The organism is Collinsella sp. CLA-ER-H4 (assembly GCF_040092395.1).
In the GTDB taxonomy this organism is placed as follows: Bacteria; Actinomycetota; Coriobacteriia; order Coriobacteriales; family Coriobacteriaceae; genus Collinsella.
The window spans coordinates 26,630-41,944 of sequence record NZ_JBBNLQ010000010.1; the positions used below are offsets into that span (position 1 = coordinate 26,630).

At 61.9% G+C, this 15,315-nt stretch carries 13 protein-coding genes; 3 read left to right on the forward strand and 10 right to left on the reverse strand.

Annotation, left to right across the window (positions count from 1 at the left end):
* Window positions 1-13: 13 nt before the first annotated feature.
* A complete protein-coding gene (locus AAAX34_RS07255) occupies window positions 14-1,387 on the reverse strand; it encodes a hemolysin family protein (RefSeq protein ID WP_349110627.1) in 1,374 nt (457 codons plus the stop codon).
* 108 nt (window positions 1,388-1,495) lie between these two features.
* Window positions 1,496-2,179, reverse strand: coding sequence for a hemolysin III family protein (locus AAAX34_RS07260; protein ID WP_349110629.1), 684 nt, complete (start codon window positions 2,177-2,179; stop codon window positions 1,496-1,498).
* A 186-nt stretch (window positions 2,180-2,365) separates the two neighbouring features.
* Between AAAX34_RS07260 and AAAX34_RS07265 the strand changes: the two genes are divergently transcribed.
* Entirely contained in the window at window positions 2,366-3,331 is a 966-nt protein-coding gene (locus AAAX34_RS07265; RefSeq protein WP_349110632.1) for an alpha/beta hydrolase, read from the forward strand.
* A gap of 164 nt (window positions 3,332-3,495) precedes the next feature.
* On the opposite strand, the gene AAAX34_RS07270 is transcribed toward AAAX34_RS07265, so the two are convergent.
* The 7 genes from AAAX34_RS07270 to AAAX34_RS07300 all read right to left on the reverse strand — a co-directional run bounded on the left by AAAX34_RS07270 (window position 3,496) and on the right by AAAX34_RS07300 (window position 12,907).
* Complete coding sequence (locus AAAX34_RS07270) at window positions 3,496-4,701, reverse strand: DUF362 domain-containing protein (protein ID WP_349110633.1); 1,206 nt, start codon at window positions 4,699-4,701, stop codon at window positions 3,496-3,498.
* 400 nt (window positions 4,702-5,101) lie between these two features.
* Window positions 5,102-5,746, reverse strand: a complete 645-nt coding sequence (locus AAAX34_RS07275; RefSeq protein ID WP_316365023.1) for a class I SAM-dependent methyltransferase — start codon at window positions 5,744-5,746, stop codon at window positions 5,102-5,104.
* A 119-nt stretch (window positions 5,747-5,865) separates the two neighbouring features.
* Window positions 5,866-8,532, reverse strand: coding sequence for an FtsX-like permease family protein (locus AAAX34_RS07280; RefSeq protein WP_349110634.1), 2,667 nt, complete (start codon window positions 8,530-8,532; stop codon window positions 5,866-5,868).
* A gap of 8 nt (window positions 8,533-8,540) precedes the next feature.
* The gene (locus tag AAAX34_RS07285) at window positions 8,541-9,254 is read right to left on the reverse strand and encodes an ABC transporter ATP-binding protein (RefSeq protein ID WP_349110635.1); all 714 of its coding nucleotides are present in this window, start codon (window positions 9,252-9,254) and stop codon (window positions 8,541-8,543) included.
* A 325-nt stretch (window positions 9,255-9,579) separates the two neighbouring features.
* Window positions 9,580-10,785, reverse strand: coding sequence for an ABC transporter permease (locus tag AAAX34_RS07290; protein ID WP_349110637.1), 1,206 nt, complete (start codon window positions 10,783-10,785; stop codon window positions 9,580-9,582).
* A complete protein-coding gene (locus AAAX34_RS07295; protein ID WP_349110638.1) occupies window positions 10,772-11,959 on the reverse strand; it encodes an ABC transporter permease in 1,188 nt (395 codons plus the stop codon). The genes AAAX34_RS07290 and AAAX34_RS07295 overlap by 14 nt, the downstream gene beginning before the upstream one ends.
* 9 nt (window positions 11,960-11,968) lie before the next feature.
* Entirely contained in the window at window positions 11,969-12,907 is a 939-nt protein-coding gene (locus AAAX34_RS07300; RefSeq protein WP_349110640.1) for an ABC transporter ATP-binding protein, read from the reverse strand.
* Between the two features lie 197 nt (window positions 12,908-13,104).
* Here AAAX34_RS07300 and AAAX34_RS07305 point away from each other — a divergent pair, with 197 nt between their 5' ends.
* Window positions 13,105-14,250, forward strand: a complete 1,146-nt coding sequence (locus AAAX34_RS07305) for a histidine kinase (RefSeq protein ID WP_349110641.1) — start codon at window positions 13,105-13,107, stop codon at window positions 14,248-14,250.
* Window positions 14,247-14,876, forward strand: a complete 630-nt coding sequence (locus tag AAAX34_RS07310) for a response regulator transcription factor (RefSeq protein WP_349110643.1) — start codon at window positions 14,247-14,249, stop codon at window positions 14,874-14,876. Before AAAX34_RS07305 ends, AAAX34_RS07310 begins: the two co-directional genes overlap by 4 nt.
* Window positions 14,877-14,954: 78 nt before the next feature.
* On the opposite strand, the gene AAAX34_RS07315 is transcribed toward AAAX34_RS07310, so the two are convergent.
* A complete protein-coding gene (locus AAAX34_RS07315) occupies window positions 14,955-15,200 on the reverse strand; it encodes a hypothetical protein (RefSeq protein ID WP_349110645.1) in 246 nt (81 codons plus the stop codon).
* Window positions 15,201-15,315: the final 115 nt, after the last annotated feature.

Consider the following 15,315-nt stretch of genomic DNA (forward strand, 5'->3'; position numbering starts at 1 on the left):
ACTCTTCCTTGCCCTACTCGTCGCCATCGTGCGGATCCACAGAGCCCGCACCCGACGCCGCCGGCTTCTCTGCCGAAGACTCGGAATCCTTCTTATCGGTTTCGGCCGGAGCGATCACGCGAATGAGCGAGATGCGCTGGCCACGCATCGACTGCACTTTAAACTTGTACCCCGCGACCTCAAACACCTCTCCGATGTCGGGCACCGAGTCGCAAAGCTCCAAAATCCAGCCGGCGATGGTCTCATAATCATCGCTTTCCTCGAGCGGCCAACCAAGCTCAATCGCGTCATCGCACGAAAAACGCCCATCAACGAGCCACTCGCGGCGCGAAAGGCGCGTGAGATACTTGTTGTCGGGGTCGAACTCGTCCTCGATCTCGCCGACGATCTCCTCGACGATGTCCTCGATGGTGATAATGCCGGCCGTACCGCCGTACTCGTCCACGACCACCACGATCTGGTCGTGAGAGGTCTGCATCTCGGACAGCAGCGGCAGGATGTCCTTGGTGTCGGGCACAAAGGTGGCGTCGCGCAAAAAACCGGCGATGGGCTGGTCGCCCTTGCCGTCGAGCGCGGGCTGAATCAGGTCTTTGATGTGCGCAATGCCGGCGACGTTGTCGGGATCCTCGTGATAGACGGGGATGCGGCTAAAGCCGGTCTGGCGCATGGTGGACAGCACGTCGGCGACCGTCTCGTCGTCCTCGCACATGGTGGTGTCCACGCGCGGCACCATGACCTCACGGGCAACGGTGTCGCCCAGGTCGAAGATCTCGTGGATCATGCGCTTTTCCTCGTCGAGCAGGTCGTCCTGCTCCGAGACCATGTACTTGATCTCTTCTTCCGAGACGTTCTGGCGGTCGTCGGCACTCTTGATGCGCAGGATGCGGGCCAGGCCATCGGAGCAAGCGCCAGTCAGCCACACGAGCGGACGGGCGATCTTCTGGAACACGGAAAGCGGGCCCACGACCTGCTTGGACACGCCCTCGGCATTGGCCAGGCCGATGCGCTTGGGGACGAGCTCGCCGATCACGATGGACACGAAGGCGACCGCGACGGTGATGATGACCGGCGCCAGGCCGCGCGCGATGGTGGAGAGCGGCGCGATGCCAAAGCTCATGAGCCACGTGGCGAGCGGGTCGGACAGACTCGTCGAGGCGACGGCGGACGAGGCGAAGCCCACGAGCGTGATGGCGACCTGGATGGTGGCGAGCAGCTGGTCGGAGTCGGCAGCCAGCTTAATGGCACGCTCGGCGCGCTTGTCGCCTTCCTCGGCCTCGTGCTCCAGCACGGCGCGCTTGGCCGTGGTGAGCGCCATCTCGGACATAGAGAAGTAGCCGTTGATGAGGGTCAAAACGAGGGTGGTGATAAGGGAGATGGTTATGTCCATCGGGAGTTTCTCGAACCTCCAAGATTCGGGACGTCGGATTAAAACGTTGGTGGCGGATACGGCAATTGCACTGGCGACCGAGCGGGGGCACGGGCGCTGGCGTGGTCGCTAGATTACGAAGAGGATCACCGCCATGAACTGGAAGATGCTGCCGGCGAGCACCCACAGGTGAAACACGCTGTGCAGATAGCGCACGTTTTTGGCGATATAGAACGGCACGCCCGCGGTGTAGCACACGCCGCCGACGGCGAGCAGGGCAAGTGCCACGGGGTTGAGCAGCGCCACAAGTTCAGGCAGCTTAAAGACGACGAGCCAGCCCATCAGCAGGTAGACCACGCCGCTTACCCAATGCGGCTGGCGCTCGCGCAGGAAGCACTCGAGGGCAATGCCGATGATGGCGATGGCCCATACGGCAAAGAACAGCACAGCGCCGCCGTCGTTTGCGAGCGTGATGAGGCAAAACGGCGTATAGCTGCCGGCTATGAGCAGGTAGATGCAGCTGTGGTCGATGATGCGAAACACGCGCTTGGCGCGCGCGGGCTGAATCGCGTGGTAGAGCGTAGAAGCTAGGTATTCGAGGATAATGCTGACACCATAGACAATCGCCGCGGCCATGTGGGCCGGGCCTCCGCCGCGCAGGGCAGCGAATACGATCAGGAGCACCAGGCCCGCGATACCCAGCAGGCAGCCGACACCATGGGTGACGGAGTTCATGATCTCCTCGCCCACCGTGTAGTGTGGAACGGCCGCGGTCTTGGGTCGCGGCTTAGAACTGTCGCTCGAATCGGACATGCCGGTTACATCCTCCAACGTAAAGAGTTCTCAACACTATATCAAAGCGTCTAGGTACGTGCGAAATTTGCACCATACGTGACCCTTTGTTTACCCATTCTTTGCCTGTTGACGCATCAACGGCGAACGTCCATAATGCGCTTGCATTAAATGTTGATGTATTAACATCTTTAAGGAGAACAGTAAATGCCTCAAAGCGCACACCCCCATCGAAAGCTCAAGATAGCCGGCATTGTTACGTTGGTAGTCGTTGTCGCGCTGCTGGGGTTTGCCGGCAACTTTTTGTTTGACTTTGCCCTGAACCCCCAAGCGCCGTACACCATGAAGATGATGCAGGATAGCAAGAACGACAAAGAAGGTGAGCAGCCGGATGCCGAGGACACCGAGGCGCGGGCGTGGTTTAAAGAGAACCGCGAGAGCAGCAGCCTCACCGCGGACGACGGGACCGAGCTTGCCGCCTGGTATTTTGCTGCGTCGGAGAGCACGCACGACTACGCCGTCTGCCTGCATGGATATACCAACGAGCCCATCGGTATGGCCCGATACGTCAAGCGATTCCACGACCGCGGCATGAACGTACTCGCACCCGCCGCCCGCGCCCACGAGCGCTCCGGCGGCGACTATATCGGCATGGGCTGGCCCGAGCGCCTTGACATCGTCGCATGGATTGAGCGAATCGTTCAGGCTGACCCCGAGGCACGCATCCTGGTCTTTGGCGAGTCGATGGGTGCGGCAACCGCCATGAACGTCGCGGGGGAGTCTCTGCCCGCAAACGTGAAATGCATTATCGAGGACTGCGGTTATACGAGTGTTTGGGACGAGTTTTCTCTGCAGCTCAAGGACGTGTTCGGCCTGCCCAGCTTTCCCTTGCTCGATGTAGCAAACTTGGTGTGCAACGTGCGCGCGGGCTACGACTTTCATAAGGCGAGCAGTGTGGAGCAACTCAAACACGCGACGGTTCCCATGCTGTTTATCCACGGCGACCAAGACACCTTTGTGCCGTACGACATGCTCGACCAAAACTACGACGCATGCGCCAGCAAGGTCAAGCAAAAGCTCACTATCCATGGCGCCACCCACGCCAAGAGTGCGCAAGTTGACCCCGAGCTCTACTGGAATACGGTCGATGACTTCCTCGACAAGAATTTTTAGGCAAAAAGCAACGTCTGGGGTTTTGTTGACAAAAATCGGTTTGCGGTCGGCGGTATTCGTTTTTTCACCGCACTTCCGAAAAGCCGCCCGCGAGCGTTGTGCTCGTGGGCGGCTTTTGCTCAACTTACGCTACAAAGGCTCTTATTTTGTCCAATAGTTAGACGCTACTTGACCTCGATGAGCTCGTACTCGCTCGTGCCCAGGCCGATCTTTTCGGCGTGCGCGATGCACGCGCGCCAGTCGGTGTCGGGATGCGTGATGCAGAAGGGATCACGCGCCTGCTCGCCCTCCAGATGCTCGTGGTTGTGCTCCATCTTGGCCGCGCTGTCGGTGAGCTCGGTGTTGGGCAGCGGCTCGGATGCCATGACGGCATCGGCGCAGGCCTGGTCGATGGCGACCGGGTCGAAGCTCGCGAACATGCCGATATCGTTGACGATAGGCGTGTCGTTTTCGGGATGGCAATCGCAGTTGGGGCTGATATCCATGGCGAGCGAGATGTGGAAGCTCGGGCGGCCGTCGACGACGGCCTTGGTGTACTCGGCGATCTTGCAGTTGAGCACGTCTGCCGCGGCCTCATAGCCGGGCTTGATGCAGTCCTGGTTGCATGCCGCAATGCAGCGTCCGCAGCCCACGCAGCGATCGTGGTCGATGGCAGCCACGTGCACCGTGCGAGTAGCGCCGTTGGCAAGCTCGCGCTCGCGGGTGTCGGTGAACGAGACAGCGTTGTGCGCGCAGATCTTTTCGCAGGCACGGCAGCCAACGCAGTGCTCGGTCGAGACGTTCGGCTTGCCGGCGGCATGCTGCTCCATCTTGCCGGCACGGCTGCCGCCTCCCATACCCAGGTTCTTCATGGCGCCGCCAAAGCCGGCTTGCTCATGGCCCTTAAAGTGGGTGAGGCTAATCACGATATCGGCATCCATGAGCGCCTGACCGATCTTGGCCTCGTGCACGTACTCGCCGCCCTCGACCGGGACGAGCGCTTCGTCGGTGCCCTTGAGGCCGTCGGCGATGATGATCTGGCAACCCGTAGCATACGGGGTAAAGCCGTTCTGGTAGGCGGTATCGATGTGCTCGAGTGCGTTTTTGCGGCTACCGACATAGAGCGTATTGCAGTCGGTAAGGAAGGGCTTGCCGCCCAGCTCCTTCACCACGTCGGCGACGGCGCGGGCGTAGTTGGGGCGCAAAAAGCTCAGGTTGCCCAGCTCGCCAAAGTGAATCTTAATGGCGACGAACTTGTTCTCAAAGTCGATCTGCTCAATACCGGCGTGACGGATGAGGCGCTTGAGCTTGTCGAGCTGGCTCTCGCGAGCATGCGTGCGCAGGTTGGTGAAGTACACCTTAGCGGGTGCTGCGGGTGCAGTTGCGGTCATAGATATATCCCCTCGGTCTATATGGCGTTACAGACATAGAGGATGGTACCAGTTAAAGCAGAGTTAAAGTCAAGTACGGCACCTAGTCATTGGGGACGCTCTTAAATGACTAGTCGCAAGGGACACTCTTTCACCGCCCGGCAGTTGGAGACAGTTCCCAAGTGCCGGCAGGAAAGGAACGTCCCCGAAGGCCGACATATAGGGACAGTCCTTGCCAACCCGACCGGTAGACCGGCGAATCATCGGCATCTGGTAAGTGGGGCGCGCCGTCACGTTTGTGGCGGCGCGCCTTGGTTTGGTGGCGCGTTCTGGCGTGGCCACAATCTGGTTTGATGGCGTGCCCTGGTGTGGCGGCGTTGACGGCGTGCCCTGGCGTGACGGAGCGTCCTGGCGCGGACCGCTAGCCCTTTTGCGCGACCAGATGCGCGCGGAATCCCTTCTGTGCCTCGAGCTTGAGCGGAGTGAGCCCGGATTCCTCGACGAGCGCGCGTAGCTCGGACAGCTTGAGGATGCGCACGTCGCCATGGCCCAAGAGGCGTGCCAGCGGTAGCTCGATGTTGTTCATGAGCCAGACCGCGACATCGTTCGAGGTGTAGTCGCGAAGGACCAGTCGCCCGCCGGGCCGAAGGACGCGTGCCACCTCGGCGAAAAACCTCTCCGGATGCGGGTAGTGGTGGAAGCTGTTGGAGCAGAGCACGGCGTCGAAGCTCCGGGGCTCGAAGGGCAGTGCCTCCGCGTCTCCGACGACAAAGCTGACGTTATCGAGCTGCTTTGCCCGGGCGACGTCGATCATCCCGGGTGTGAGGTCGAGTCCAGTCAAGTGTTTGCTGGGGTACCGGGCGTGGAGCAGTTCTAGGACGGCTCCGGTTCCACAGCCCACGTCGAGCGCGTCCTCGAACGGTTCTAGCTCAAGCTCCTCGAGCATTTGCGGATAGTCGTCCTTGCACATTTCGTAAATGCCGGCATGGCCGGATTCGTAGACCTTTGCCGCCTCGGTGAACTCCTTGATGGAGAGCTGCTTGAGTTCCTCTGCCGATCTTGCCATGGGTCTCCTTCTGCTCGGGGAAGTCTGACGTTGCGCGCGTTTGCCCACGTCGGGCCTGGCGGGCAAATAACGCGGGGTCACCCTTCCTTCGGTTCGTGCCCCCGCGTGCGGGCGGTTCTCTATTCCTGGACCTTCAGCGCCTCGGAGAGGCTCACGCGCTTGATGGAGCGCGTGTGCAGCAGCGCCACGACCAGGTAGGTCACAAAGCCAATGCCCACGCACGCCGCCATGGACCAAGCGGGCACGTAGATCTCGATATTGCCGTTGTAGGCGAGCAGCATCGAGCGGAAGATGGCCGTGAGCGAGCCAATAATGACCGGCAGGCTCAGCACGAGCGACGCCGCCACGCACAGCGTGATTGAGCGGATGTACAGATGCGAGATCTCGCTATCGCGATAGCCAAAGACTTTCATGTAGCTGATCGAACGGGCGCTGTGGTCGATCACCGCCTTGGTCAGCAGGTACATAAACAGCAGGAAGATAAACACCGCGAGCCCGATCATCATTCCGATCATTTTGCTCATCATGCCGATGAACTGGTCGCCCACGGCGCGCATGTCGTCGGGCGTGGTGTCGCCGGCAAAGTAACGAGCATCGAGGTCGAGCTTCTCGTCGCTCACATAGCCGTTAAAGTAGGCGGCGTCGTTGCCGAACAGCTCGTTAAAGTCGTCGATACTCATATAGATATTCATGTCCGACTTGGAGCCCCAGGCACAGTCCTTGCCCGCGTACTCAAGGGAATAATGCTCCCCCTCGTACTTGTCGATGAGCGTGACCTTCTGGCCCTCGCTCCAGCCAAACTTGTCGAGCAGGCCGCCGCCAAAGACGACGCGCCCATCGCCAACGTTGAGGTCTTTCCAATAGCGCGAATCGGACGAGATGCCGTAGACGGAAATCGTCTCCTCGCCATTACCATCGCCGCGGTCGTATTGCAGCTGGTAAACGGCATATTTCTCGGTCTGCGCAATCTTGTCTGCACCGTTATCGGTCGTGTTAACCGGGTGGATATCGTCGTTGTCAGCGTCAATCTTAGAGGCCTTGTCGATCAGGTCGATGGCCTCGTCGCGGTTGCAGCCGAGGGCATCGGCAAGGTCATCGAGGCGCGCATAAAGCGCATCCTTCTTGTCCTGGACCTTGGCAAGCGCATCCTGCGCTGCGGTCAGGCTCTCGCCAGACGGAGATGCGGTCGCGGCATCGGCTGCCGCCTGCGCCGCATCGGCCGCGTCGTCAAGCTCGTCATCGGCATCCTGAGCGGCGGAAAGCAGCGCGCCGTCAACCGACTGCAAGCGCTCGAGTGCCGACCACTGCTCGCGCTCCTCGGCAGTACCCTCGAGCTCCAGCGGCGCCTTGAGCGTGTACTGGTGCTCGGCGACCAGGCCTGTCTCGAGGTTGTCCGCATAGTGCGTCATCGTGGGCAGAATCGCCAGGCCAAAGAGCAGCAGCAGCGACGCAAACGCAATGCCCACGAAGAGCGTGGCGAAGTTGCCCAGGTTGCGCAGGAAGATACGCAGGCGGAAGCGGGAAACAAAACCCATGCGCTCCGGCAGCTGCAAGCCGCGCTTGGTGCCCGATTTGCCGCTCGCCTCGTGACGAAGGAACTGCAACGGCGTCTTGCCCATCTTGCGAAGCAGACCAACCAGCGTGATGAGGACGAGCGCGGCGGCGGGAACTACGGCGCACTTCACAAAGATCTCCCAGCTCCAGTACACCTGGAAGGGCGGCAGGCTATACGAACCGTAATAGAGGCTGCGCATGGGCTCGGTAAAGAACACAACGCCGAGCGCAGTGCCCAAAAGCGCCGCGACCACGCCCACGATAGCGGGAAGCGCAAGGTAGTGCAGCACGATCTCGCGTCGACGATAGCCGCTGGCGAGCAGCGTGCCGATGATGGCGCTCTCCTCCTCGATGGTGGCGTCGGTAAGGACCACAAAGACGAACGCCATGATCACGATGATGATGTCGAGCAGCGTCATCCACATCATAGAGTCGCCGTCCACGTCATCGCGCGCATAGCCAATGCCCTGATTGGAATCGGCATCGATCAGGTCATCCACGCGCGCATCGGCATCGGTGAGCGCTTCCACCATATCCTGCTCCGCATCGATGCGACCCGCGGTGGGGAGGTCGCGATCGGTAAAGGTAAAGGAGTAGGTGCAGGCAGGCGCGCCACCGGCGTCCTCAAGCGCGGCAAAGCCGGCATCGGTGACCTCGGCCACGCCATAGGTGATGGTGTTCACCGTAAAGTCGGAGTTGTTGAGGAACAGCGCCTGGCTATCGGGCTGGGTCATGATGCCGCAGATGGTGTAGGTGCGGCCCTCAAGCTCGACCTTATCGCCCACGGCGAGGTCGTTGTTGGTGGCGAAGACACGGTCGATGGCCACTTCATCGTCCGTCTTGGGCTGCCTACCCTCACAGTAGGACACGATATCGACCTTGGTGCGGTGCGCATAGGTGCGCAGCGTGCGCTTGGTGCCGTCGTCGCCGGCGGTTTTTTTGATGATGGCGTCGATGGAGAAATTCTTGTAGAGCGTGACGCCGCCGACGTCGCCGGCGGCGTCCTCGGCTGCCTTGAGCTGGTCTTTGGTGGCCTCAAAGAAGGTGGTCACGCGGCCGTCCTCAATCGTGTACGCATCGCGCATGTCGTCGATAAGGCAGCCGATGGAATGCGCTGCGAGCAAAAAACCCGAGGTGAGAGCGATGCTTCCGCACATAAGCAAAAAGATGCCCAGGTACTTGCCGATATTGCGGCGCAGCTCGCGCGGGAGACGTTTTGCGAGAGGTGTCATGGCGCCGCCTACCAATCGAGCTCGGCGGCCGCGACGGGCAACTCGTTGAGCTCATCCTCGACGATGCGCCCGTCGCGCAGGCGCAGCACGCGATTGGCCATGCGCGCGATGGCGGCATTGTGGGTGACAATGATGATGGTGCAGCCGTAGGTGCGGTTGACATCCTCCATGAGTTGCAAGATTTCCTTGGACGTCTTGTAGTCAAGCGCGCCCGTGGGCTCGTCGCACAGCAGCAGGCCCGGGTTTTTGACGAGCGCACGGCCGATGGCGCAGCGCTGCTGTTGGCCGCCCGAGACCTGGCGCGGGAACTTGTTGCGGTGCTCGTAGAGGCCCAGCGAACGCAGCAGGTCGTCGATGTTGAGCGGCTTTTTGGACAGGTGCGCCGTGACCTCGATGTTTTCCTTGATGGTGAGGTCGGGCACCAGGTTGTAGAACTGAAAGACAAAACCAAGCTCGCGGCGTCGGTACTCGCCCAGGTCTCCGGCCTTGAGTGTGGTGAGGTCGCAGCCGTCCACCATGATGGAGCCGCCGTCGGCATCCTCCAGGCCGCCGATCAGGTTGAGAAAGGTCGACTTGCCCGAGCCCGAGGGCCCCAGCATGACGCAGATCTCGCCGCGGTTGATGGACGCGTCGATGCCATCAAGTACCGTCAGGCGCGCATCACCGTCGCCGTAGTGCTTTTTGAGATCCTTAACCTGGACGTAGGCCTCCCGCGTTGCCATGATATCCCCCATTGTTAGCCTTGTACTACTTTATGAACATAATAGTAAACCTTGGCGAACTATTTTTGGGCGAGGCCTGGATTTTATTTCAGACTAGTCATTGGGGACGTTCTTAAATGACTAGCTGTTGGGGACACTCTTTCGCCACCCGCCAGTTAGGGACGTTCCCTTTCTGCCGGCAGCTGAGGACAGTCCTTGGCAACCCGGCCGGCAAGCCGGCGGTTCGGCAAAGACTGTCCCCAATGACTAGTCGTTTAAGTCTGTCCCCAATGACCACTCTTGGTCGTTTAAGTCTGTCCCCAATGAGTACCCGATGACTAGGTGACTAGGCGCGGGATTTGGTGCGTGAGAGGGCCAGGCCTGCGGCGGCGATGACCACGGCAAAGAGCACGGTGACGCCCAGGTCGCAGGCAATGTCGCCCAACATGGCAGACGTCAGGTCCGACGCGAGCGCCTTGCCGATCGCGTCGTTCACCCAATATGTCGGCACAAAGTGCGCCACGGTCTGCACGGCCGGGCCCATCAGCGACAGCGGCATCCAAGCGCCGCCCAAAAACGTCATGAGCATGCCGAGCAGGTTGCCCACGCCATTGAGCAGCTCCTCGCGCGCACCCAGGCCCGAAAGGGCAAAGCCAACGGCCAGCGGCGTGCACGCCAGGGCAAACGTCGCCGCCAGTGCCAGGCACACACGGCCCACGCCGACCTCGGCGACCGCGCCGGCAAAGGCCACGACGCCCATCATGCTCGACACAAACCAGATGCAGACGGTGAGCACGGCGGCGGCGGCAAACACGGCAAGCGAACGTTGGCGCTCGGAGATTGGGCCGGCATCCATACGACGCACGCGCTCGGGCTCGTTCATGCCCGAGAACACCAACCCCACCGATACGATGACCGACGAGATAATCGCGTACGCGCCAAAGTTGAAGTACGACTCGAGCGTGGCGGCAGCAGCCGAGTCGACCTTGACCCGCTCGATCTGGACCTCCGCGCGCTTTGCAGCGGCATGTTCGGCGGCCTTGGCAACGTCGCCGTTGGAGGCAGTGGGCTCAAGTGCGGCTGCAGCGCCCGCAAGCGAGATCCAGCGCGAAGCCTCGGCAGACGAAAGCGCCGCCGCCATGGTGCCGGCACCGTAGGTCACATCGAGCTTGGGCAGGGACTCCCCCGCGCGGGCAGCCGCGACCAGGTCGTCCTCGAACCCCTCCGGGATAAAGAACACGCAGTCGGCGCTGCCCTTGGCGCTGTTGCTCTTGGAGAGCGCGTCCGCAAGGTCGTACGTGTCATCGCCGACGCCCGTGACCAGGTCAAACCGCGAACCTAGGTGCTTGGTGAGCGCAAGTGAAAGATCACTGCCATCGCGGTCGACCACGATCACGTTGGCGTCGTAGGGCTTGTACTCGGTGAGCTGCGACGAGTTCCAGCTCACAGATGCCGCGATGAATACGCCCATCAGCGAAATGAACACGGTATAGATGAGCAGGTAGAACGGGTGCGCCAGCGCCATGCGAAGCGCGGTCTTAAAGGTGCTCATAGCGGCTCCTTCCAAAAATCAGCGTGGCGGCGGCAACAAACACCAGCGTCATGAGGACCAGCGCGCCCGCGCGAACGGCAAAAGGCCCCAAGTCTTCAAAGAAATACAGGCGGTTGAACATGTCGCAGATAAGCTTGACGGGGTTGAGCCAGCACTCAGCCGGGCAGGCGCGGGCGACGTCGTCGGCAAGCGCCATCGCTGGCTCGCCGTAGAGGCCGTCGAACAGGGCGCACGTAGTGGCAAAGCCCGTGAGGATGCCAGACTTGGACGCCTTGCCGCCCTTAACGGGAAGCGTGCCCACAAAGAGTCCCAAGCCCGTGGCGGCAAGCGCGGAAGCGGCGCCGCCCACCAAACACAGCCCCTCGCGCCCGCCAAAGTCGACGCCCACGACCAGACGCACGTAGCCGATCGCGATCGCCATCGAGGCAAAGGAGACCAGCCACGAGCCCACAAAGATACCGGCCAGCGACGCCGTTTTGGAAAGACCGCCCACGCAGCGACGCGCGCCAAGACCCGACAGATTGGGCTGCAGGTCGATGACGCTCAAGGCGGCAAACTCGGCAGACATCATCGCGACCAGGCCAAAGAGCGCGTAATAGTAGATGACCGTGCCGTCGGGTGTGGTGCGTGTCAGGCTTACGCGGCGGGTGCCGCCCTCGAGCGACAGGGCGCGCGCAACCGCCTCGGGGTCGGCGAGCGCCGCCGGGTTGTCCTGGGCAATCTGGGACATGAGCTCGGCATTTTGTGTATACGAGCTTGCCACCGTCTCCAGGATGCTGCGATCGGTGAGCACCGATGATGCGCGCGAGCTGTCGTAGCTCGATAGCAGTGTGAGCTTGGGCGTGCCCGCAGCGTCGACCGTATAGATACCCGCGACCTCACCGGCCTTGAGCGCACGGTTCGCATCGGCTGCGTCGTCGAGCTCGTGGATCTCGAGCAGCTGGTCGTCGCCTTCCTTGGCAAGCGACGTCGCCACATCCTTAAAGGTCGAAGCGTCCCAGACCTTGTCCGCCACGACGGCAACCGGCACCGGGTCGACCGTGCCGTCGGAGCTCAGGTTCGCAAACATAAACATGAACATCGTGGAAAGCGCGATGGGAAAGAGGGCGCCCCAGACCCACGTGCTCGGCCGGCGCAGCAGCGTTTTGACCGTGATGATAATGGTGTTGAACATGGCTGCCCCCTAGTCGCGCAGCTCGCGGCCGGTGATCTCGAGGAACACGTCGTTGAGGGTCGGCGGCTCGCTCCACACGCGGCCGAGCGCCACATCGGCGGCGCGCAGCGTGTCGAGGATGTCGACCAAATTGTGCGGGCTCGCTTCGCAGGTGCAGACGAGCTCGCCGCCGGACAACTCAACCGAAAGCACGTGCTCGAGGGCGCGCAGCCGCTCGACCGTGGCGGTCTCTACGGCGCTGACCTCGACAGTCACGCGCTCGCCCATTTGAATCATGCGTTTGAGCTCGTCATTGGTGCCCTGCGCCAGCACACGTCCGCCGTCCATGATCATGATGCGGCTGCAAATCTGCTCGACTTCCTCCATGTAATGGCTGGTATACACCACCGTGGCGCCCTCGTCGCGCAGGCGGCAGATGCCCTCCAGGATGGCGTTGCGGCTCTGCGGGTCGACCGCCACCGTGGGCTCGTCAAAGAAGATGAGCTCGGGCTTGTGCGCGATACCGCAGGCGATGTTGAGGCGACGCGCCAGGCCGCCCGAGAGCTTGCCGGGGCGAAACTTGGTAAAGTCGCCCAGCCCGACAAAGTCGATCGCCTCGTCCACCAGCGCGCGGCGGCGCTTGCGGTCGTTGACGTAAAGGCTGCAGAAATAGTCGATGTTCTCGCGCACCGTAAGCTCGTCAAACACCGCCACCTGCTGCGGCACCACACCGATGCGGCGCTTGAGGTCGTAGCGGGCGCGCGTCATGGGCTCGCCGAACAGCTCGATGGTGCCTTTGTCGTAGGCGAGCAGCTGCAGAATGCAGTTGATGGACGTGGTCTTGCCCGAGCCGTTGGGGCCCAGCAGGCCAAAGATCTCGCCGGGGGCGATGCTCAGGCTAAAGTGGTCGAGCGCGATAAGGTCGTCGTAGCGCTTGACGAGGTTTTCGACGTGGACGATGTCTGTCATGAGGCGGCCCTTCTGTTGATTGCGGCCCGGTACGATTGCATCATCGCAGGAGCGAGCGGCGCGCACCAGTGAGCTTTGTCACGAGTGCGGAGCTTGGCCGTGCGGCCTGCCGACGTCCCCGCTTTGCCGCGTGGGAGGAATGTCACGGTTGCGCAGGCGGTCCCTCCACCACGCGCGGCTTCGCGTACAATACCCGTATGAACAGGCTTTTCGACAAATCGATCGTGCTGGCGTGCTGTATTGCGGCCGCCATGGGTCTTGCTGTGGACGCTCGCCTGGTCGCGGCGTTTTGCCTTGGCGTTATTGCCACCTCGCTGGCCGAGGTCGCACAGGGGGAACGCACGCGCCGCGCAAGCGAGACCGCAAGTTACGCTTACATCATCGCGGCCGTCTTCGTGCCGTCATTTATGCCGTTCGCACCCCTTGCCTTCTATGACATCACGCGACGCGTGCGCCGTGAACGCATCTGGCCCGCGCTGGCGATTGGCGCCGTGTTTGTCTGTGCGCTTGTCGCGGACCTTCGCGGCGGCGCGCTCACCACCCGAACGCTGCTGCTAACCGCCATCCTTTCGGTCGCCGCCACGTTGCTGTCGCTGCGCACCGCGCAGCTGGAGCGCGAACAGGAACGCATGCGTCGCACCCGCGACAAGCTGCAAGAACGCGCCCTGGCACTCGAGGCACGCAACCGCGACCTCGCCGACCGCCAGGACTACGAAGTCGAGCTCGCGACGCTCGCCGAACGCGCCCGCATCGCGCGCGAAATCCACGATAACGTGGGCCACCAGCTCACGCGCGCTTCGCTTCAAGCCGAGGCCTTGCGCGTGGTCCATGCCGATGAGCCCGGCGTCGCCGCCGATTTCGCCGACGTCAAACACACGGTTGACGAGGCGCTCCAGCTCGTGCGCGCCAGCGTCCACGCGCTCAACGACAATGCGACTGACCTCTCCGTGCAGCTCGAGCGCATCGTTGAAGGCGCACGCTCGGACAGCGGTCCGCAGATTGAGCTTGAGGTTTTGGCCGAGCATGCGCCCGCCAACGTCGCCAACTGCTTTGCGGCGGTGCTGCGCGAGGCGCTTTCCAACGCCATGCGCCACGCCCATGCCAAAACCATTACCGTGCGGTGCATGGAGCATCCGTCGTTTTACCAGCTCATCGTTACCGATGATGGCGCGGACGCGACCCCGGCGAGCAGCAGCAACGTCGTAGAAGGCATGGGGCTCGCCTCCATGCGCGAGCGCGTCGAGGCGCTTGGCGGAACCTTCACCGCCGGCCTGCGCGCCGGCGCCCCCGGCTGGCGCGTGTTTGCCACCGTCCCCAAACAGCAAGGAGATGAGGGCCGATGAGGCTCATCGTTGTCGACGACGACCGCTTGGTGGTCGATTCGCTCAAGATTATCCTGGGCGCCCAGCCGCAGATCGAAGTGGTGGGTACCGGCGCCAATGGCGACGAGGCGGTCGCGCTCTACAGCGAGCACGCGCCCGATATCGCGCTGCTCGACATTCAGATGCCGGGGCGCGACGGACTTTCGGCGGCACGCGAGATCCTTGAGCACGACCCTGCGGCACGCGTGGTGTTTCTGACGACATTCTCGGATGACGAGTACATTGTGTCGGCGCTCAAGCTGGGCGCCCGCGGCTACCTGATCAAGACCGATGTCGCCGCCATTCCGCCAGCACTGGCGCAGGTCATGGACGGTAAACGCGTGCTCGAGGGCAAGGCGATCGAGGATATCGACTTTGATGGGGCGGGGTCCGAGGCCGACACGCCTCGCCGGCCCGCCGCCTTTGCCAGCCTGACCGACCGCGAGTTCGAAGTCGCAGAGCTCATCGCCCGCGGCCTCGACAACAAGGAGATTGCTGCCACCGCCTATATGGGCGAAGGCACGGTACGCAACCACATCAGCTCGATCCTTGCCAAAATGGGCCTGCGCAACCGCACGCAGATCGCCATCGCCTACCTGCGAGGGTAGTTGCCCAAAGGCCAAGCGCCCCGGCATAGCAAAATAGCTGCTACCGCTTTAATGCCATTTCGAAACTATGCCGGTTTACTACGATGAATCGTCCACCTTCGACCACGGCAAATTGCGCGCTTGCAAAAGCGCAGGTAGAACGCTTGCAATATTTAGAAAAATGCAGTCATGGTCGGGAATGTCGAATTCATCGTAGTAAACCGGCATAGTTTTGTTCGGGCGGCCCTGCACGAGTGCCTCCGCCAGCCTAGCGGGACCAAAATGATCCGTTTCCCTCCGTCCCCAAGGGATCAGCCGGAACCGCTCGCCACGAAACTGGCCCATCTACTACGTTTGAGTCGACACTCCCGACCATACCCCGGTTTTGCAGAAAACCACAGGCGTTCTACCTGCGGTTTTGTTTTCGCGTTTTTGGCATGGTTGGGGGTAAGGGACCAAA

Excerpts from the sequence above, each read along its gene's own strand:
- AAAX34_RS07305 (WP_349110641.1), top strand. The coding sequence starts at position 13,105 with ATGAACAGGCTTTTCGACAAATCGATCGTGCTGGCGTGCTGTATTGCG.
- AAAX34_RS07300 (WP_349110640.1), bottom strand. The coding sequence starts at position 12,907 with ATGACAGACATCGTCCACGTCGAAAACCTCGTCAAGCGCTACGACGAC.
- AAAX34_RS07315 (WP_349110645.1), bottom strand. The coding sequence starts at position 15,200 with ATGGGCCAGTTTCGTGGCGAGCGGTTCCGGCTGATCCCTTGGGGACGG.
- AAAX34_RS07285 (WP_349110635.1), bottom strand. The coding sequence starts at position 9,254 with ATGGCAACGCGGGAGGCCTACGTCCAGGTTAAGGATCTCAAAAAGCAC.
- AAAX34_RS07260 (WP_349110629.1), bottom strand. The coding sequence starts at position 2,179 with ATGTCCGATTCGAGCGACAGTTCTAAGCCGCGACCCAAGACCGCGGCC.
- AAAX34_RS07295 (WP_349110638.1), bottom strand. The coding sequence starts at position 11,959 with ATGTTCAACACCATTATCATCACGGTCAAAACGCTGCTGCGCCGGCCG.
- AAAX34_RS07255 (WP_349110627.1), bottom strand. The coding sequence starts at position 1,387 with ATGGACATAACCATCTCCCTTATCACCACCCTCGTTTTGACCCTCATC.
- AAAX34_RS07280 (WP_349110634.1), bottom strand. The coding sequence starts at position 8,532 with ATGACACCTCTCGCAAAACGTCTCCCGCGCGAGCTGCGCCGCAATATC.
- AAAX34_RS07270 (WP_349110633.1), bottom strand. The coding sequence starts at position 4,701 with ATGACCGCAACTGCACCCGCAGCACCCGCTAAGGTGTACTTCACCAAC.
- AAAX34_RS07265 (WP_349110632.1), top strand. The coding sequence starts at position 2,366 with ATGCCTCAAAGCGCACACCCCCATCGAAAGCTCAAGATAGCCGGCATT.
- AAAX34_RS07310 (WP_349110643.1), top strand. The coding sequence starts at position 14,247 with ATGAGGCTCATCGTTGTCGACGACGACCGCTTGGTGGTCGATTCGCTC.
- AAAX34_RS07275 (WP_316365023.1), bottom strand. The coding sequence starts at position 5,746 with ATGGCAAGATCGGCAGAGGAACTCAAGCAGCTCTCCATCAAGGAGTTC.
- AAAX34_RS07290 (WP_349110637.1), bottom strand. The coding sequence starts at position 10,785 with ATGAGCACCTTTAAGACCGCGCTTCGCATGGCGCTGGCGCACCCGTTC.